15 protein-coding genes are annotated in these 17,139 nt (G+C 65.0%); 7 read left to right on the plus strand and 8 right to left on the minus strand.

Annotation, left to right across the window (positions count from 1 at the left end):
* The first annotated feature begins 28 nt into the window (after positions 1-28).
* From KIO74_RS04605 to KIO74_RS04615, 3 genes are all read left to right on the plus strand, one after another.
* The gene (locus KIO74_RS04605) at positions 29-388 is read left to right on the plus strand and encodes a hypothetical protein (RefSeq protein WP_249730860.1); all 360 of its coding nucleotides are present in this window, start codon (positions 29-31) and stop codon (positions 386-388) included.
* Positions 388-1,389 carry a hypothetical protein gene (locus KIO74_RS04610; protein WP_213330910.1) on the plus strand — a complete coding sequence of 334 codons (1,002 nt, stop codon included), beginning with the start codon at positions 388-390 and terminating at the stop codon, positions 1,387-1,389. Before KIO74_RS04605 ends, KIO74_RS04610 begins: the two co-directional genes overlap by 1 nt.
* Before the next feature lie 103 nt (positions 1,390-1,492).
* The gene (locus tag KIO74_RS04615) at positions 1,493-1,972 is read left to right on the plus strand and encodes a hypothetical protein (RefSeq protein ID WP_213330911.1); all 480 of its coding nucleotides are present in this window, start codon (positions 1,493-1,495) and stop codon (positions 1,970-1,972) included.
* Positions 1,973-1,999: 27 nt separating this feature from the next.
* On the opposite strand, the gene KIO74_RS04620 is transcribed toward KIO74_RS04615, so the two are convergent.
* Positions 2,000-3,346 carry an MFS transporter gene (locus KIO74_RS04620; RefSeq protein ID WP_213330912.1) on the minus strand — a complete coding sequence of 449 codons (1,347 nt, stop codon included), beginning with the start codon at positions 3,344-3,346 and terminating at the stop codon, positions 2,000-2,002.
* A gap of 286 nt (positions 3,347-3,632) precedes the next feature.
* On the opposite strand from KIO74_RS04620, the gene KIO74_RS04625 reads away from it, so the two are divergent.
* Positions 3,633-4,790 carry an iron-containing alcohol dehydrogenase gene (locus KIO74_RS04625; protein ID WP_291979002.1) on the plus strand — a complete coding sequence of 386 codons (1,158 nt, stop codon included), beginning with the start codon at positions 3,633-3,635 and terminating at the stop codon, positions 4,788-4,790.
* Entirely contained in the window at positions 4,791-5,240 is a 450-nt protein-coding gene (locus KIO74_RS04630) for an acyl-CoA thioesterase (protein ID WP_213330914.1), read from the plus strand.
* A 266-nt stretch (positions 5,241-5,506) separates the two neighbouring features.
* Here the strand turns inward: KIO74_RS04630 and KIO74_RS32150 are convergent, their stop codons facing one another.
* Positions 5,507-8,908, minus strand: a complete 3,402-nt coding sequence (locus tag KIO74_RS32150; protein ID WP_213330915.1) for an autotransporter outer membrane beta-barrel domain-containing protein — start codon at positions 8,906-8,908, stop codon at positions 5,507-5,509.
* Positions 8,909-9,246: 338 nt separating this feature from the next.
* Positions 9,247-9,384 carry a hypothetical protein gene (locus KIO74_RS04640; RefSeq protein ID WP_213330916.1) on the minus strand — a complete coding sequence of 46 codons (138 nt, stop codon included), beginning with the start codon at positions 9,382-9,384 and terminating at the stop codon, positions 9,247-9,249.
* Between the two features lie 376 nt (positions 9,385-9,760).
* Here KIO74_RS04640 and KIO74_RS04645 point away from each other — a divergent pair, with 376 nt between their 5' ends.
* Positions 9,761-10,354, plus strand: coding sequence for a hypothetical protein (locus KIO74_RS04645; protein ID WP_213330917.1), 594 nt, complete (start codon positions 9,761-9,763; stop codon positions 10,352-10,354).
* Between the two features lie 100 nt (positions 10,355-10,454).
* On the opposite strand, the gene KIO74_RS04650 is transcribed toward KIO74_RS04645, so the two are convergent.
* Positions 10,455-10,715 carry a YMGG-like glycine zipper-containing protein gene (locus tag KIO74_RS04650; protein WP_213330918.1) on the minus strand — a complete coding sequence of 87 codons (261 nt, stop codon included), beginning with the start codon at positions 10,713-10,715 and terminating at the stop codon, positions 10,455-10,457.
* 365 nt (positions 10,716-11,080) lie between these two features.
* Between KIO74_RS04650 and KIO74_RS04655 the strand changes: the two genes are divergently transcribed.
* Positions 11,081-12,562, plus strand: a complete 1,482-nt coding sequence (locus tag KIO74_RS04655; protein ID WP_213330919.1) for an alpha/beta hydrolase — start codon at positions 11,081-11,083, stop codon at positions 12,560-12,562.
* 42 nt (positions 12,563-12,604) lie between these two features.
* Here the strand turns inward: KIO74_RS04655 and KIO74_RS04660 are convergent, their stop codons facing one another.
* The 4 genes from KIO74_RS04660 to KIO74_RS04675 are packed head-to-tail and all read right to left on the minus strand — an operon-like array spanning position 12,605 to position 17,128.
* The gene (locus KIO74_RS04660) at positions 12,605-14,239 is read right to left on the minus strand and encodes a complex I subunit 5 family protein (protein WP_213330920.1); all 1,635 of its coding nucleotides are present in this window, start codon (positions 14,237-14,239) and stop codon (positions 12,605-12,607) included.
* Positions 14,236-15,771, minus strand: a complete 1,536-nt coding sequence (locus tag KIO74_RS04665; RefSeq protein WP_249730861.1) for a complex I subunit 5 family protein — start codon at positions 15,769-15,771, stop codon at positions 14,236-14,238. The genes KIO74_RS04660 and KIO74_RS04665 overlap by 4 nt, the downstream gene beginning before the upstream one ends.
* Positions 15,768-16,118 carry an NADH-quinone oxidoreductase subunit K gene (locus KIO74_RS04670; protein WP_213330921.1) on the minus strand — a complete coding sequence of 117 codons (351 nt, stop codon included), beginning with the start codon at positions 16,116-16,118 and terminating at the stop codon, positions 15,768-15,770. Before KIO74_RS04670 ends, KIO74_RS04665 begins: the two co-directional genes overlap by 4 nt.
* Positions 16,115-17,128 (minus strand): hydrogenase subunit MbhD domain-containing protein, encoded by a 1,014-nt coding sequence (locus KIO74_RS04675; RefSeq protein WP_213330922.1) that lies wholly within the window; start codon positions 17,126-17,128, stop codon positions 16,115-16,117. Before KIO74_RS04675 ends, KIO74_RS04670 begins: the two co-directional genes overlap by 4 nt.
* Positions 17,129-17,139 lie beyond the last annotated feature (11 nt).

Raw genomic sequence — 17,139 nt, forward strand, 5'->3', positions numbered from 1 at the left:
GGGCGGATCAGCCTTGAAAGGATCGCCAATGCCCACGCCCATCAACCGCCGCGTCGTCGCCGGCGCCGTCCTCGCGGGAGTAATCACGGCCACCCTCAACCCCGCGCTCTCCGCCGAGCAGGGCGCCAAGCTGTTCACCTTCGTCAGCGAGAAGGACGAGATCGTCGCCGCGCTGACAAAGGAGGACGCCTCCCTTGGTGACGACGCCACGGCGATCGGAAAGGCGCTTCGGGAGCGCGGCACGATCACGGTCTGGCGCTATGCCGTTCGCAAGGCCAAGGACGGCGAGCTCGAGCAGGCGCCGTTCGCGAAGATCAGCGTGCAGGCCCAGGGTAATCTGCGTGTCGAGCCCTATCGGACGCCGCTTCGCGTGGTTCCGGTGGAATAATGGTGCCGCATCGGCTCCATTTGGCGATGGCGGCCGTGCTGGCGCTGCCCTTCGCCGGTCTCGCCGGATTGTCGTCCGCGCAGGAGCGCACGGGTGGGTCCAGGACTTCGGCGCAGGTTCTGGCTGTGGCGGACGCAACGAATCCCGAATGGCGTGAAGCGGCCGTCCGGGCGCTTCCATCCGCTTGGGTCCTTGGCCGGCTGTACCGGATCGATGAAGCGGCTGGGAAGGCTTTCTTTGCCGCGTTTCCGAAAGGCGCCGATACGCCTTGGACGCCCGGAAACGCTTTCGATTTCGGCCAGACGGTCGAAGTCGCGCTGAAGACGACGGATCACCGTCGGGTGGTCTCGGAGGTTCGTATCTACACCGCCTCGCCTGAGGATCGCGACACAAGCGATATCGAGCAGGTGGGGCCGGGATCCGAACTCTATGCCGCGGCGCAGGCCGAGGGCAGGAGCGGTGTCATGGTTTGCCGGATCAGAGGGTGGGCGCTTGGTGAGGGCAGCGCTGGAACGGCGGTTCGAAGACGGCCCTCCGACGACGCACCCATCGTTGGGCGTCTCGCTCGTCCCTATCTGTCGGATGATAACGATGCGTCTGCCATTGATGGATGGCGGGCCGCGTTCGACATCACTGGCTACAAGGACGGCTGGTTCCGTATCAACAAGGCGACGCCGCCGGGCTCACTCTATGGTGATGACCCGCCCCGGGGCCATCCGAAAACCTACGCCGGGGCCGGGTGGGTTCGGGTGACCGAGGTCACCGGCGCCTACAGCAACACCCAGATGCCGGTGCCCCGCCTGCTTCAATATCCGAATGTGGATGCGCTGGCCTTTCAGCCCGGCGAGAATGCCGCTGATGCAAATGGCAATCTGTCGATCGACGGCACCCTGACAAGGCTCCATGCCTGCTCGGGGTATTGGGCGCTGACGACGAGCAGGGACGGTCAACGTGGCTGGTGGCGGGGAATCTGTTCCAACCAGGTCACCAACTGTAGCTAGCGGCGTTGAAATACGAGCGAAACACTCTTTCCCTATGGTTCCCAGGGAATTTTGGGCTTTGGTTGACCCATAAGTCGCAGGTTGCGGGACGTCGAACACGACCATGCAGGGACAGGTAACGGCGGGGGGCCCTGGCGCCGGATGTATCGAGTGGCCGCGCCGAAATCCCCTCGCGCTGAGGCTTTTAGGCGTGCTGGGGGCTGGCCTGCTTGGTGTGCTGGCGCCGCATGTCGCAAGCGCGACGGAATGGATGTATTGCCACGATGCTCGCTCCAGAGTCAGCGTCGGGCTGTTGTTGGGCCTTGCTGACACTGTGTCTGTCGTGGCGGCGACTCTGGAAACTCCAAAGGGCGACTATACGACGAGCGAGCATTACGGCACAGGCAAGCCGTTCGCCATCCGCTACGTCAGGGGGATGATAAACGAGGCCCGGATCGGGATCGATTTCATGGGGGAACCCGCTAACCGGCTGTTAGGCGAACTCCGTCTGCGCCGGGGCAAGCGCGGCGACATGGTCGTCTATCGGGGTACGCTCACGGTGACGGGAGAGGGCAGCTGGAAGGTGTCCTGCGACGCCGAATGAACGGGTCTGAACCACCCGCCGGTGAGCTCACCGCGTTTCCGGAATTCCGCGGCTGAGAAGGGCGCCGGCCGCGCCCGCGAGCGCGATCATCACCAGAACACCCGTTAGTTCGGCTATCGTGAAGGCAATCGCGCCGGCTGCCACGCCGATGCTGCCGCCGAGAAAGGTGCTGGCATTGACGAAGCCCGCGCCCTGTCCCGCTTGCGATGGCGGCAGGGCTGAGAGGGCGAGACGCGGAGCCAGCGCATAGGGGACCGCCAAACCGGCGCCCATGATGAAGAAGCCGACGGCGAGGAGGCGCAGGTCGCTTGTGATGATGGCTGCACCGGTGATGAGGCAAGCGAGCAGAACGAGACCCATTCCGCCCGTGATCGCATTCCGAAGCCCAAGCCGAGCCGCGATGGCGGAAGCCGAAAGTGCGAGCGCGAGCAGCGCTACTCCCAGCGGAAGCAGCAAGGCACCCGCCTCCAGCGCGGTCAGGCCGAGGCCACGGGGGCTCTGCGCGTAGAGATTGAAATAGAGCAGGAGGCCCATGATGCACAACATCGCCAGGGCGCCGATGGCTGTCCCGATCACAAAGCCCCGCTGCGCGAAGAAAGCGAGGTCCACCATCGGGGCGCTGACACGTTTTTCGACGATCAGCAGCAGCGTGAGGGCGAGGATCGCCAGGACAAGTGGAAGGATCGCCAAAAGGGGAGCCGTTCCGGCATGCGGCAGCGCATGAAGGGTGAAAACCACCGCAACCATGAACGTGGCAAGCAAGCCGAAACCGACCACGTCGATGCCCTCGGTCGATGCCTTTTTCGGAGGCGCGGGGGCTTTCCCGGCGATGACGAGGCCGGCGAGGGCGGCAGCGATCAGAGGAACATTGAACCAGAAAACCATGCGCCAGCCGGCGATATGGGTCAGGCTGCCGCCGACGAGCGGGCCGATGCTGAAGCCGAGCATCAGAAATCCCGTCCAGGCGCCGATGGCCGCGTCCTTGCCCTCCGGCGCCGCGCTGCCGTTGATCGCGGCAAGCGTACCGGGCACGGCGAATGCGGCCCCCAGGCCTTGCAGCGCGCGTCCGATCAGAAGCGCGGCTTGCGTGTCGGCCGCCGCGATGATGCAGGATGCAAAGCCGAACACCGCCAGTCCAGCCATCGAACTCATCCGGGCGGTCAATCGGTCCGCGGCCTTTCCACCGAGAACCACGCAGGCGGCGGACATGACCAGATAAGCGTTCACCGCCCATTGTACGCCCGCTGGCGTGAGGGACAGTTCGCCTTGCATGAGCGGCAACGCCGCCATGATCGCCGTGCTGTTGGCGCCCACGGCCAACATCGCCAGACAGGATGCCCAAAGGAGCAACGCGAACCCCGCTTGCTGCTTCATCTTTTTTTGCCCCCCGGCAAGATAAGAGCGGCCCTCTGACGCTCGCTGACGTGGCCCCCTTCGATATCGATCCATATGGCCCAATCTCGTCTTCCCGAACAAGCCCGTGCCGCCCTATCGCTCGCGTCTCATCGGCAGTCGAAAGCTCAAGATCGGCCAAAGAGATCTTTGCCAATCGGCGTATCTGGGGCACAAACGGTGAAAGGCGAGGCCGACAAGCCAATCAACACTCTGGCCAAGTCCGCTCGGCTCTCGAACCGGAGCATGTGAAATGCCGCCCACGGGGATCGCCGCCTTTTCCTTCCACACCACCGCCTCGATCATTGTCGAGACCGGTAGCGCATCACGGCTTGGCGAAATTACGGCCGGTCGCCTCGGCCGGCGGGTGCTGCTCCTCACGGATGCTGGCATCCGCCAGTTGGGGCTGTGCGACGGCGCCGTTGCATCCCTGGGCGGGGCCGGGATCGATGTTCAGGTTTTCGACCGTGTCGAGGCGGACCCGTCACAGGCGACCGTCATGGCGGCCTGTGAGCTCGGCAGGGCCATGGGGGCGACCGGCGTCATCGGTTTCGGTGGCGGGTCATCGCTGGATGTCGCCAAGATGGTGGCGCTGCTTTTGGGATCGGAACAGCCGCTGGATGAAGTCTGGGGCGTGGGGAAGGCCCGTGGTCCCCGCCTGCCGCTGATCCTCGTGCCGACAACGGCGGGAACAGGGTCGGAAGTCACGCCGGTCGCCATCATCACGGTGGACGCAGACGAGAAGCGGGGCGTTTCGAGCGCTGTCCTGCTGCCCGATATCGCGGTATTGGACGCCGCTTTGACGTTTGGCCTGCCACCCGCCATCACCGCCGCCACGGGCGTGGACGCGATGGTTCATGCGATCGAGGCCCATGCCTCCGCCAACCCCAACAACAATCCCCTGTCCCGGATGCTGGCGCGCGAAGCGCTGCGGCTCCTCGGTAGCCATATCGAGACGGCGGTGAAGAGCGGTGCTGACAGATCGGCGCGCGAGGGGATGCTGGTTGGTTCCATGCTGGCCGGGCAAGCTTTCGCCAATTCGCCCGTGGCGGCCGTCCATGCGCTAGCCTATCCGATCGGCGGGATCTTTCACATCCCCCACGGTCTGTCGAATGCGCTCGTTCTCACGGCCGTGTTGCGCTTCAATCTGCCTGTCGCCGCTGAAAGCTACGGGGAAATCGCGACCGATGCTTTCCCGCATCTGGCCGGAGTGCCAAAGCGCGGCCTCGCCGAGGCCTTCATCGCGGCACTCGATGATCTGACGGCTCGGCTCGACATGCCGCAGCGTCTGCGCGACATGCAGATCCCCCAAGAGGCTCTTCCCCGCCTCGCCGCGGAAGCGATGAAGCAGCAGCGGCTGCTGGTCAACAATCCGCGTCCCGTGACCGAGGCGGATGCACTGGCGATCTATAAGGAGGCCTGGTGAATGCGCGTCCCGCCCTCACGACGTGCCGACTACCCTTATTTCCAGCGCCATACGACGCGCTGGGCTGACAACGACAGCTACGGCCATCTGAACAATGTCGTTCATTACATGCTGTTCGACACCACGGTGAACCAGTGGCTGATCGCCCAGTCGCTTCTCGATCCCGCTGAAAGCCCGGCTATCGGCTTCGTGGCGGAAACCGGCTGCCGCTATCTCAGCGAGATGAGCTATCCATCGGTGATCACCGCCGGGATGCGCGTGTCGCAGATCGGCCGGTCTTCGGTGCGATACGAACTGGCGCTGTTTGCCGACGATAATGATGAAGCCGCAGCCGAAGGCTTCTTCGTGCATGTCTATGTCGACGCCGAAACCCATCGCCCCTGTCCGATACCGGAGCCGACACGCGCCGCGATGGCCAGTATTCGGAAGAATAAGCTTGAGGATTTATAAGTAACTCGCGGATGCAGCGGCTTTCGGCCGGATGGAAAGCTGAGCCGCCGTCATTCCGGGGCCTCGCATCAGCGAGGAGCCCGGAATCCATGAACACAAGGCCTGACAAGACGACGCGTCGGACGGCCCTCTCTTGATTCACCGTCGTGTTCATGGTTTCCGGGCTCGGGCCTTTCGGCCCGCCCCGGAATGACGCGGTGGTTTCGTATAAAATCAGTATGAAAAAGCGCTTTTTGCCGGACGTGGATTTTTTACAGGCACGATCCTTACCAGACCAACCGGAGGCCGCCCCGGAGCTGGTGGTTATCGTTTCCACCTCCCAGTTCGCCGTCATAACTGGCGAACAGCGAGGCGTTGTCGCCGAGTTTGGTTCCTGCTGAGAAGCCGACGAGGGCGCTGTCGCGCGGCACCGCCGCTCCCGAGACGACGAATGGCACCGCGGGCGCGGAGCTGAATGTCGCGGTCATCGGAACCACCCCGTCCGCGAACTCGTGCACCCACCCCAAGCGCAGATTGAGGTCCAGCGGCAGGCCGTGGCCTAGATCGAGGCTCGCCGCGAAATCGGCGCCAAGCGTGGTGCGAACCGATGTCATGTTCTGTGAGGCGACCGCCAGATTGAACGGGCTCAGCCCGGTCTCGACGAAGCCGTCCTGGTCGTTGGTCGCGAGCTGAACGCGAGCAAACGGGGTGATCGCGTTCTTCGGGTTTCCACTCACGTTGAAGCGATAGCCCGTCTCGACCTGGCCGAGAAACTGATTGGCGCTCGTGTCGCCGTTCGCAACACCGCCTGTGCCTGGAAAGGCGATGAAGCGCTCCAACTCGTTGCTGGCATTGGCATAGCCGGCCAACGCATCGGCGTAGAACGCCCCCTCCGTGAACGAGCCATGGAGCGCGACGCTCACCGCGCTGGTGGAACCGTCGCCGGAAAACCCGGTGACGGATTGGGATCCGCCGACATAACCGCTGGCGACGCCGATCCGAAAACGGGGATCAGGGCGATAGTTCATGCCGAAAGCCGTTCCGCCAAGGGCATAAGAGACGCTGGAAGCATTGTTGTTGCCGGCTATGCGACCGGTCGTGCCGATGGCGCTTGCCCAGGCGGCAAAGCGTGGTATCCCGTCAAGGCCCGCCTCACCAAGGGCGACGCTGCGGCCGTCACCGGCCCCCGCGCCCCGGTCCACCGCCATCTGGCGGCCCACGGCGTTCATGAAAAGCTGGCTGGCACGCAGGTTCACGATCCCGAGATCGGCATAGGGCTGGCCACTCAGAGCCTGCAGGGCCGGGGAGCCGAGGGCGGTCGGCACATTAGCCATGGCCGTGACGACGCCCCCGACATTGCCAGTGGCGGCGATGATGTCGAGCACGTTGCCGACCGCCTGCTGATTGGTCGTCTGACCCGCGACACGGAAGGCGTCAGGCTGCAGGGCCAGGGTTACATAGATGTGCTCCCGATCGATGGAGACTTGCGGGGTAAGGAAACCGACGCCACCGGTGACTGCACCGAAGGAGACGGTGCCGCCGTCCTCCGTGGTGATGATCGTATAGCGCGTGTTGGGCACATAGATGCCAGCCTCCGGAAGGATGGCGAGCGTGCCGGCGTTGATGGCGACCTTGTGGCCGGCGCCCCGGACGCTGACGCGGTCGCTGTCGCCCCGGTCGTTCACCTCGACACCGAGCGTGCCGGCGTTGAAGGTGAAGTTTCCGTTGACCGTCAGATGGCCGATCGAGTTGCCCGGCTTGACGGTGCCGCCATTGTTGGTGATGTCGCCCGTGACGTTGCCGGCGCCGCTCAGCGTCCCGCCAGGGTTCACCGTCACACTGCTGGTGAGGTGACCGTTGACGGCGAGGTCGCCGCCGCTGACGGTCGTGCCGCCACCGATACTCGCCGTACCGGAGAGATTGAGCTTGCCCGGTCCATCCTTGAGGAGCGAGCCGGAGCCGCTGATGTCGCCGCTCCAGATGAGCGGGGCGCCGCTCACGATGATGCCGGTGTTGCCGAGCAGCGTCAGCGAGCGGTCCGCTGTGATGCTGGCGGCGCCCGGCGCCGTGCGCAGGCGGGCATTGTCGAGCGTCACCGCCGTGCCGGCCGTGCCGAGACTGCCGTTGGACGTGATCTGCAGGGTGCCGCTCGAAACCTTCGTGCCGCCGGAGTACGAATTGGCGCCGCTCAGTTCCAATGTGCCCGGGCCATCGACGACCAAGGCGCCCGTTCCGCCGATCTGACCCGTCCAGCTCACGAGCGCGTTCGGGTTTGACGCATTCGTTCCAATGTAAATCGCGCCGAGGTCGGTGATGGCCATCGGCCGGTTGAAGGCCTGGCCGTCGGCTGAGGCGACGCCGATCGTGCCGTTGTTCAGGCTCACACCGGTGCCGGCCGCCCCAAGGCTCGCATCACTGCTGACCAGCAAAGTGCCGCCGTTGATCGCCGTGCCGCCGGAATACGTGCTTGCTCCGCCGAGCATGGACGTGCCGCCGCCGGTCTTCACGAGGGACCAGCTGCCGCTGCCGAAGTCGCCGCTGTACCGGTTCTTGATGCCATTCACGTCATCGATGGCGTCGTTGATGACCTGTGTCTGGCCGGCTCCGGGGGCGAGCACCAGCGCGCCGTTCCCGTAGAGAAAAATGCCGGATCCGGCCGCGGCGCCGGGCTCGGCCTCGACCTGCTCCCCGCCGCGACCAGCGCTTCCGCCATGCGTGGCATTCCCGGATAGCCGAAGGGCGCCCGCGAGGGTGAGGGTGCCGCCGTCCTGGATGAAGATCGCGCCACCAGCGCCGCCACCACCGCCGCCACCGGCGCTGGCAGAACTCAGGGAGCCGATACCGCTCGCGCCGCCGAGGAGGCCGCCCATCGCCCAGTTGAAGGTGTTACCGCCGCCGCCGCCGCCAAATCCGCCGGTTCCGCCGCCCGCAAGAAGTCCCGAGCCGCCACCGCCGCCAAACCCGCCATTGGCGCCGCCGATCTGGCTGGAGCCACCGTTCCCGCCGCCGCCCTGGCCACCGGCACCACCCGTCCAGCCGGGCGTACCGCCGTTCCCCCCATCGGCGCCGCTTGGCCAATAGCCGCCGCCGCCGCCCGAGCCGATCTGATCGCTGACGGTCAAATTGCCGCCACTGCCGCCGCGCGCCACGTTGTTCTCGAGCGTGACGTTCGTCACGGTCACCTGGGCGCCGGTGGCAACAAACAGCGCGCCGCCGAGGCCTGCGCCGCCACCGCCGCCGCCATCGCCGTTGCCGCCGTTGCCCCCTCGCGCGACCGCCTTCGTGATGGCCAGATCATTGACCGCGACTTTGCCCTGTTCGACGAACAGACCGCGATACTGGCCGGCGCCCGAGAGCGAGAAGTTCCCGCCATTGACGATCAGATCGCGCTGGATGACCGGCAGATTGCTACTGAGGGTGATGTCGTTCTTGAAGGTGATGGTGTCGTTGTTCGCCGCGCTTGAGATCGCCTGCCTGAGCTCCGCGTCGTTGCCGACATCGAAATTCGCGGCTTCCACCGAAAGCGGCAGACACGACAGGCCCGTGGCGATGGCAATGGTAAGGGCGGGGGCGACTGTTCCACGCGTGGCTCTCGACGAAAGGCACGTCTCGTCCATGAAGCGCGCTGCCAAATGAGGGCGCTTCGCCAGACGGGTGCTTCCCGCGGCGGACCGATCAGCAATCGGCATGGGGTTGGATCCTGCGTCAAAATGGAAGAAGGGATAGGCGGCGTTTATCTCCGATCGTCAGCGCAGCCTTGCGTGCACCAAAACCCGCAAGTGGCCGATCGCCGCGCCCGTACATGGATTCTTCCAAGGACTCATGAGTTCCCCCCGCCATCGCTACCGCTCGTTTTCCAAGATCGAGCGGCTCACAATCCTGATTGTGTTCTTGCCCCGTTCAGATTGAGAGTAGGCTAAGCCTTTGCGCCCGGCTATCGCGATATGTGCGACTTTTGGTATCCAGCAACCAATCAATCGGCTCGGCAATTCTGCGAGCGTGGCATGTCCAAACGGAACGGATAGGCCTAGAGAAACTCATAGGCCGCGAAGAGCGCGAGGCCGATGAGAACGGCGATCGTGACTTTTGACAGCAGGATCTTTCCGGCGATCCCCATCCATGTCCGTTCAGGATACTCGTAATCATCATTCGGTATGTGGCGCATGGGGCGTCTCCGCTTTGTCCTGAGCAACAAGCATAGAACATCCCGTGGAAAAAGCGCAGCGACGAGGATCATACCCGCCAAGGCCTTATCAGTACCAACCGGACCGTCGCGGTAGCCGCAAGATTGGGATCGATCGCCTAGAAGTGGGACGCTGCGCCCATCTCACAGGCACCTCAAAGGGATAAAAGAGCCACAGCGTGTGTCGTCCTGTGGTGGCGTGCATCTGTCGTGCGGATGCCCGCTGCGCTGACACGCGTCCACGAAGCTTCTGCCACTTGGGCCGCAGGGCGGCTCGCCAAGATCATGAACCTGACTATCCCATGATGAGAAGAAGAGTGGGCTGAGGCAAGCGTTTTCACGGAGTAAGAGGTCTCAAATGTCAGTCTCGCGTCGCACTGCGCTTGCAGTGTTTCTGTCCGGTGCCATTCTTGTTCCCGCGGCCGGCTTCGTCGGCCCGGCCATGGCGCAGGCCATCTCCGTTCGCGGTCTTGGTCCGACCACCGTCCAAACCGAACGCGTGCGCGTGGTTTCCGTCGATCGTGGTACCCGGAACGTGGTCGTGGAACGGGGTGGCCGCCAGTGGCGGATAACCGTGCCGGCCGCTTTCGGCAGCCTGGCTGCTTTGCGCCGTCGTGATCGTCTCGATATCAACCGAGTCGAAAGTGCGATCGTCGCCGTTACGCGCGCCGCGCCCGGTGCAAGGCCGGATGTCTTCCTGACCGAGACCGCCAACAACGGGACTTTCGATAATCTGCCCGCGCGCTGGGTGGTCCGCAGCGTGACCGTGACCGCCGAGTTCACGCGTCTCGATGGTGGGGTCGTGCACTATATCGGGCCGGAGGGGGCACGCACCATCCGCGTCGTCGATCCGACCGTAATCACCGCGCTGAGCACCTTGCGCCGCGGCGACATGATCAATCTGGTCTTTACGGAGGCTACGCAGATCGTGCTCACGCCCCGTCGTCTCTGACGCTCCCGCATGGAGAGCTGGGAAACTCCGGCCGCTTGTGCAGGGGCCGGAGTTTCCGCGCGATCCTGGCGAGAGCAGGCTCACGCACATCGATTCGCTCTCAGCATTCCTGATAGCGGCGGCCGCGGTAGACATAGCTGCGGCAGGTGGGGGTCGTTGCGTTGCCGACGATGGCGCCGCCAACACCGCCAATGGCCGCGCCGGCGAGAGCGCCGCCCGCCGTGCCCGACGCAAGGCCGCCAACGAGCGCGCCAGCACCGGCGCCGATGGCGGCGCCGCCGATGGTCCGGTCGGTGCGGTCATTGGGGTTGCAGGCGGCCAGTCCAACGGCGATCAGGCCGAGGGCGATGAAACGCTTCATGTCATATCTCCTAGCTGACGTGATATGAGCACGAATTATCATGATTTTTTGGTAGTGAGAATGCGGAATTTTCGTTTCATGGCAGGGTCGAAAAGTTAAATTTATGTACGTGGCCGTTTTTTATTTGCTTTTATAGCAACGGTCCTGTGATTCTCTTGGTATATGCGCGCCGGCCTGCCGGGCTTGTTCGGATCGATCCTAGAAGAGGTGACGGCCTGGGCCGTCCAAGCGAGTCCGACTTGCGCGGTGAAGCGCGCGATAACTGGCCTTGCCACTGGCGCGTCCATGACATAGGCCGTCCTTGAGGCAGGGCTCACATTCCCCGCCGACGTTTACTTGCAGATCGATCCCTGAAGGTCTTCCGCATGCTCGGTTTTATCGGCAAGACGCTGAAGCGCGGAGCCATTGTGCTCGTGATCGTCGCGGCGTCGCTCTTCGGCCTGCGCGTCTACGACATCCAGCGAGGACCGCCGCTCGAGCCCTGGCATACCTTCGTGCCCCACGAGTTGTCGATCAAGGAGCTCGATCGCGCTGACTGGACGGGATATCTGAAGGCGGAAAATGATATCTTTTCCGCAGTGCGGACCGAGGTGACGCAGAAGCTGCCGGCCCGGGATCGGGTTCCGGTAAATCGCTATTTCGACGGCAGCGCCATCCATCCCGCGCATTTCAAGCAGGACTGGAACCGCTCCTTCATCCTGGAGCCGGATGGCGAGCCGGTCGGCGTCGCCGTTTTTCTCCACGGCCTGACGGATTCGCCCTATAGCCTGCTCCATCTCGCGCGCCACTACCGCGACCGTGGCTTCCTGGCGATCGCCATACGCCTGCCGGGCCATGGCACGGTCCCCGCCGGGCTGACCGAGATCGATTGGGAGGACTGGCTCGCCGCGACGCGTCTCGCGGTCCGGGAGGCGAGGGCGCGGGTCGGTGCGCCCGCGCCGCTTCATCTCGTCGGCTATTCGAATGGCGGCGCGCTGGCCGTGATGTATGCGCTCGAAGCCCTGGAGAACAAGGAACTGGCGCGGCCAGACCGGGTCGTCCTGCTGTCGCCGATGATCGGTGTGACGGCTTTCGCGCGTTTCGCCGGACTGGCGGGCCTGCCGGCTATCCTGCCGGCCTTCGCCAAGGCGGCTTGGCTTAGCGTGCTGCCCGAGTTCAACCCCTTCAAGTACAACTCGTTTCCGGTGAACGGCGCGCGTCAGTCGCATCTGCTGAGCACCGCCGTGCAGCGCAGCGTGCAGCGGCTCGCGCGTGAGAACCGGCTGGCGGATCTAGCCCCCATCCTGACGTTCCAGTCAGTGGTGGATTTCACGGTGAGCACGCGCGCGATCGTCGCTTCGCTCTATGCCCATCTGCCCGCGAACGGCAGCGAGTTCGTGCTGTTCGATCTCAATCGGGCGACCAAGCTCGGGCCGCTTCTGAGCCCCGCCTCGGAAACGGTGGTGACCCGCCTTCTGCCGCCGTCAACCCGCAATTACCGCGTCTCGATCATCACCAATGCGAATGAGGATCAGCGCGAGGTTGTCGAGCGGGTGACGGAAGCGGGCTCAGTCGATGAGAAGGTTCGGGAGCTCGGCCTGTCCTATCCCCCTGACGTGTTCTCGCTGTCCCATATCGCGCTGCCCTTCCCGCTCACCGACTCGCTCTATGGATTGCAGCCCGATCCGGCCGAGGATTTCGGCATACGGCTCGGTGCGATCGCGGCCCATGGCGAGCGCGGGACGCTCATCATGGATCTCGACACGCTCCTGCGGATGTCGTCGAACCCCTTCTTTCCCTATGTGATCGACCGGGTCGACCAGGTGATCCGGGAACCGTCGAAAAGGGCGGCGTCCACGACGCGATAGGGCCAGAGCTGCGGGCGCTTGCTCGCCAGCGGCCTCAGGGATCTATCCGTTCCGAAGCATGAGCACACCGCCGATCAGGACGACAAGGCCGATCAGCGAAAGCCCGGCTGTCGACCAGCGGCGCAGGACCGCGTCGGCCTCAGTAATGCCGTTGATTAATCGACGAAGCATCGGCTCGCCGCTCCCAGCGAGGACGACGATGTCCCCCTCCGGTATAGCGCCCGGAAGGCGCTTCAGGCGGCTCACGATCAGCATGGCGAATGCCCCGATCAGCATCGGCCAGATGAGTTTCCACAGGGCGTCGGGCAGCAGCAGGCTCGTCACGGGCTCACCTGTAATAGCCGGATAGAGTGACCAGGGGACGACGAGCGATGCCAGCGCCACGATGAGCCAGGGCACGATCTGCCCGGCGGGCGCGAGGGACGCGGGATTGTCTTTCGTATCGCGCCTGATGGTTGCAATAAAATGAAGCATCAGCATCGTGCTGCCGGCGCCGGCCAAGGCCATGGCGCTGCCGATGAACCCGTATCCGAGCATGGGTTTCGCCGCGAGTTTTGCAAGCGCGCCGCTGGTCAAGGGCATGCCACCGAGGCTGAGCGCCAGGATCGCGGTGAGCAGGAGGACGGGCCGCAGCATCGCCCCGCCGCTGGCGGCCAGAATGCCGACCGCCAGGAAGAGCCCGCCTTTCACCAGCGTGTGGTGGACCGCGTAGTAGGCGGCGAGGCTGGTCGCGCTCCTGTCCGCATCCAGGAGCCCGACACCGAGAATGACGGCGATCAGCCCCATCTGGCTGACGGTGGAATAGGCGAGGATGGTCTTGGCGCGCGTCTGGGTTATGCCGACGGCCACGCCATAATAGGCGGTGACGAGGCCGAGGACGATCAGCAGGATTCCCCAGGAGGGCAGGCCGGCCTCGAAGGGCAGGAAGCGGATGAATCCGATCACGCCTGCCTTGACCACGATCCCGCTGAGTGCCGCCGACGCCGGCATCGGGGCGGCCGGGTGGGCGAGCGGCAGCCAGATATGCAGGGGGAACAGGCCCATCTTGAGGGCGAAGCCGAGCACGAACAGCGCGACGATCGCGTTCCGCATCGGCGATGATGGCAGTGTCGCGACCACATCCCTGATCAGGGGATTGGCATCCGCATGGCCAGCCGCGAGCATCACGAGCGCCGGTAGAAGGAAGGCTTCGCCGAACAGCGCCAGCACGACATAGATGCGGCTCGCCCTCTCGGCGCGTTCGGTCTGCTCATGGACGATGAGGCCATAGGCGGCAAGGCTCGCCAATGTGAAAAGTAGGTAGAAATTCGCGACATCGCCGACGATGAAGAGGCCGAGGCTCCCGGCGAGCGTCAGAAGCCACCAGACGGCGAAACGCGGCGCCGCCGGCTCGCGTCCGAGGTAGGATGCGGCGTAGGCACCGGCCGCCCCCCAGAGCAGCGCCGCCCCGCCGAGCAGTATGGCGCCTGGACGGTCGAGCACGAGTGATATCCGGAACGGCGATGGAAAGAAGACGATGGTTCCGTCCGGCGCGAACAGCGCCGCGAGCAGTGCCGGCAGAGGCGCGACGACGAGCAGACAGGGGACCCCTGCGCGAAAGCGCGCGGAAAGGCAGCAGAGCGCCATCGCCAGCGGCAGGAGGATCGATGCGACCAGAAGCGGGCCCTGAATTGTCATGGCGCCACCATCGCCGCAGCGTCGGCACGCCCGATCTGCAAGAAGGCAAAGGGTTGCAACGGAACGAAGCCCAGTAGAACCGCCGCGATGGCGAGAGCGAGCGCCGTCATCTCCATGCGTCGCGGGATTGCCGTTCGGATCTGGATGGGCGTCGCCGGCGTTGCCAGGGCCCGGTCGATCACGCGGAAGACGTAGCTGGCAGCGAGCAGGCCGCCGGCGAGAATGGTCGCCGCGAGCCAGGGATGACCGTTCACGACGGCGGCGGTCAGCAACAGGCATTTCGCGATGAAGCCGCCGCTCGGCGGGATGCCCATCAGGGACAACCCCGCCAGTCCAAAAGCCGCGGCGCTCATTGGCAGGGCGCGGGCGAAGCCGCCGAGCTCGGCAATGCGGTCGTGGCCGAAGGCTTCGGCGATGGCTCCCGCGGCGAGAAACATCGCGGCCTTGGCGAGCGCGTGCGAAACGAGCTGGAGCGCGCCACCCGTCCATGCAATCGTTCCCCACGCAGGCAGTTCGCCATCACCGGCTGCCAGCGGAAAGACGATGAAGAGATAGCCGATCTGGGCAACGGTGGAATAGGCGATCATCAGCTTCAGCCGCGCCTGCTTCAAGGCCATGACGCTGCAGAACAGGATCGAACTCGCCCCCATGATGGCCAGGATCTGTCCCGCGAATTGAGCGGCTTCCGGAGGGGCGACATCAAGGACGAGGCGCAGGATCAGAAACACGGGCGCCTTGATGACGAGCGCGGACAGAACGGCGCTGGCGGCCGCCGGAGCCCCGGCATGCGCGGGCGGCAGCCAGAGATGCAGCGGAAACAGGGCCGCCTTGGCGAGGAGGCCCGCGATCATCAATGCGAGCGCAGCGGAGACCGCTGGACCACCGTCGCTGATGCCCGACAGGGTCTGGAGGTCGAGCGTGCCGAAGCGGCCATAAATCAGCGCGGTCCCGAGCAGATAAAGCAGCGACCCCAGCAGCGCGAACATCAGATAGCGCAGAGCGGCCGACACGGTTGCCGCGCGGCCGTCGAGACAGACCAGCGGGACGGCCGCGAAGGTCAGAAGCTCGAGAGCGACGTAGAGATTGAACAGGTCCTCGCCGAGGAAGACGACGTTCAGCGCGCTCCACGTCGCCATGAGCAGGATCCAGAACGTGGTCGGCGCCCTGCCGTGCCGCTTGTCCAGCACGAGCCCGTACTGGGCCTGCGCGAAGAGGCCGGCTGCCGTTATCACCACGGCTGTCATCGCGAGCATGGTCGCCGAGAGACCGTCGGCCCGCAGCGTCAATCCAAGCGGCGGTTCCCAGCCGCCGACGACATAGACGAGTGCTGTTCCGTTCCGGAAGAGTTTGACGACGATGGCGATTGAAACGACCAGCCCCGCCGCCAGCGTGACAGCAGCGACAGGGGCACTGTAGCGCGGGTTCAGGGCCAGCATCGCCAGCACGGCGCAGACGGGCATGATGACGGCCAGCACCAGCAGGAAGCCACCCGCTGAGGTGATAGGGACGAGGGCGGCTGCAAGCTGCGTCAAGGCTTGCTCCGCGGCTCAGGGTCCGGCGGCTCCCCGTTGTCGAGCGTGCTTCGGCCCGTCAGCTCGAGCAGGCGTCTCAGCAACGCGACGGCTAGCGCCGTGGCGGAGAAGGCGACGACGATGCCGGTGATGACCATGGCGTGGGGGACGGGATCGCCCGCAAATCCCGCTGCCGCGCCGCGGCGGGCGACGACACCGAAAACGAGGAATATGCCGGCTCCGAGCAGGTTGAATCCGACAATCCGCCGCAGCAGGCTCGGGTGGGTCAGAACAACGAAAAGACCTATGCCGACGAGGGCTGCTCCACACAGGCCGAAGAGCGTGGTTGGGGCGAGCACGGCGGTCATGGCTCACGCGCCTTCTGCGCCGGACCTGCCACCAGCATCGCCAAGGTCACGCCGATCGACAGGGTCAAGGCGGCCTCGATGACGAGGATCAGGGGTTTGGCAATCGCCTCCGGATAGGCCAGGAAGCCGTCGGCGATGATGAAGCCGATGAGGCCGACAGCGAGGAACAGGGCGGGGCCGCCGACCAGGAGCAGCCGCAGCGTCTTGAGCGCGGTATCGGGCGGCTGGCGCAAACCCGCGATCATCACGATCAGCCACATCGCGGCCAGCACCGTACCGGCCTGGAAGGTGCCGCCCGGCGCATCGGCGCCGACCCAGAACATATAGACGGCGATGAGCACGCCGAAAGGTGGGAGCACGCGTGCGAGATAGGCGAGGGGCTCAGGCACCTCGGCCGGCCGCAGAGCCGGCGCCCCGTCCCAGAGGCGATCCGGCGCCAACGACCAGACGCCGACCAGGGCGAGCAGCAGGACAACTTTCTCCAGCAGCGTGTCCAGCGCCCGATAGGCGAGCAGCACGGCGGTGACGGGATTGCCGAGGCCTGTTGCGTCGAGCGCCGCCGCTGCCGCGGGCGCGAGTGTCGGGGCGGGATTTGGAAGGAGGAGAACGGCGAAACCGAGCCCCACCGTGACGGCGGCACAGGCGATGGCCGTTGTGATGACCCCGACGGCTCCTATACGTCGTCCTTCGTCTATAGTCGTGGCCTTGCTGACGGTCCCGGTCGTGGAGGCCTCGGCTTTGGCGATCTTGGTGCCGGTGGCCTTGGTGCTTGTTCTGGCCTTGCGCATATGCGCCTCGGCGCTCAGCAGCAGGATGCCGGTCACACCAGCCCCGATCGCTATTTCGGTCAAAGCGACATCAAAGGCTGACAGCTGCACCCAACCGAGCCCGAGCAGCAAGCCGAAGGCAATGAAGGCGATGATCGCGTTCTGATCCGTGCGGGCCATCGTAATATGCACGGCCAGCGCGATGAGCCAGATGACAAGGGCAAGATCGAAAAGCTGTGCCATGGCTGCTTCAT

It is taken from the genome of Chelatococcus sp. HY11, from assembly GCF_018398335.1.
In the GTDB taxonomy this organism is placed as follows: Bacteria; Pseudomonadota; Alphaproteobacteria; order Rhizobiales; family Beijerinckiaceae; genus Chelatococcus.

What these genes read in the sequence shown, in the direction of transcription:
- KIO74_RS04605 (WP_249730860.1), top strand. Translation starts at nt 29, where the DNA reads ATGCCCACGCCCATCAACCGCCGCGTCGTCGCCGGCGCCGTCCTCGCG.
- KIO74_RS04610 (WP_213330910.1), top strand. Translation starts at nt 388, where the DNA reads ATGGTGCCGCATCGGCTCCATTTGGCGATGGCGGCCGTGCTGGCGCTG.
- KIO74_RS04615 (WP_213330911.1), top strand. Translation starts at nt 1,493, where the DNA reads ATGCAGGGACAGGTAACGGCGGGGGGCCCTGGCGCCGGATGTATCGAG.
- KIO74_RS04620 (WP_213330912.1), bottom strand. Translation starts at nt 3,346, where the DNA reads ATGAAGCAGCAAGCGGGGTTCGCGTTGCTCCTTTGGGCATCCTGTCTG.
- KIO74_RS04630 (WP_213330914.1), top strand. Translation starts at nt 4,791, where the DNA reads ATGCGCGTCCCGCCCTCACGACGTGCCGACTACCCTTATTTCCAGCGC.
- KIO74_RS32150 (WP_213330915.1), bottom strand. Translation starts at nt 8,908, where the DNA reads ATGCCGATTGCTGATCGGTCCGCCGCGGGAAGCACCCGTCTGGCGAAG.
- KIO74_RS04640 (WP_213330916.1), bottom strand. Translation starts at nt 9,384, where the DNA reads ATGCGCCACATACCGAATGATGATTACGAGTATCCTGAACGGACATGG.
- KIO74_RS04645 (WP_213330917.1), top strand. Translation starts at nt 9,761, where the DNA reads ATGTCAGTCTCGCGTCGCACTGCGCTTGCAGTGTTTCTGTCCGGTGCC.
- KIO74_RS04650 (WP_213330918.1), bottom strand. Translation starts at nt 10,715, where the DNA reads ATGAAGCGTTTCATCGCCCTCGGCCTGATCGCCGTTGGACTGGCCGCC.
- KIO74_RS04655 (WP_213330919.1), top strand. Translation starts at nt 11,081, where the DNA reads ATGCTCGGTTTTATCGGCAAGACGCTGAAGCGCGGAGCCATTGTGCTC.
- KIO74_RS04660 (WP_213330920.1), bottom strand. Translation starts at nt 14,239, where the DNA reads ATGACAATTCAGGGCCCGCTTCTGGTCGCATCGATCCTCCTGCCGCTG.
- KIO74_RS04670 (WP_213330921.1), bottom strand. Translation starts at nt 16,118, where the DNA reads ATGACCGCCGTGCTCGCCCCAACCACGCTCTTCGGCCTGTGTGGAGCA.
- KIO74_RS04675 (WP_213330922.1), bottom strand. Translation starts at nt 17,128, where the DNA reads ATGGCACAGCTTTTCGATCTTGCCCTTGTCATCTGGCTCATCGCGCTG.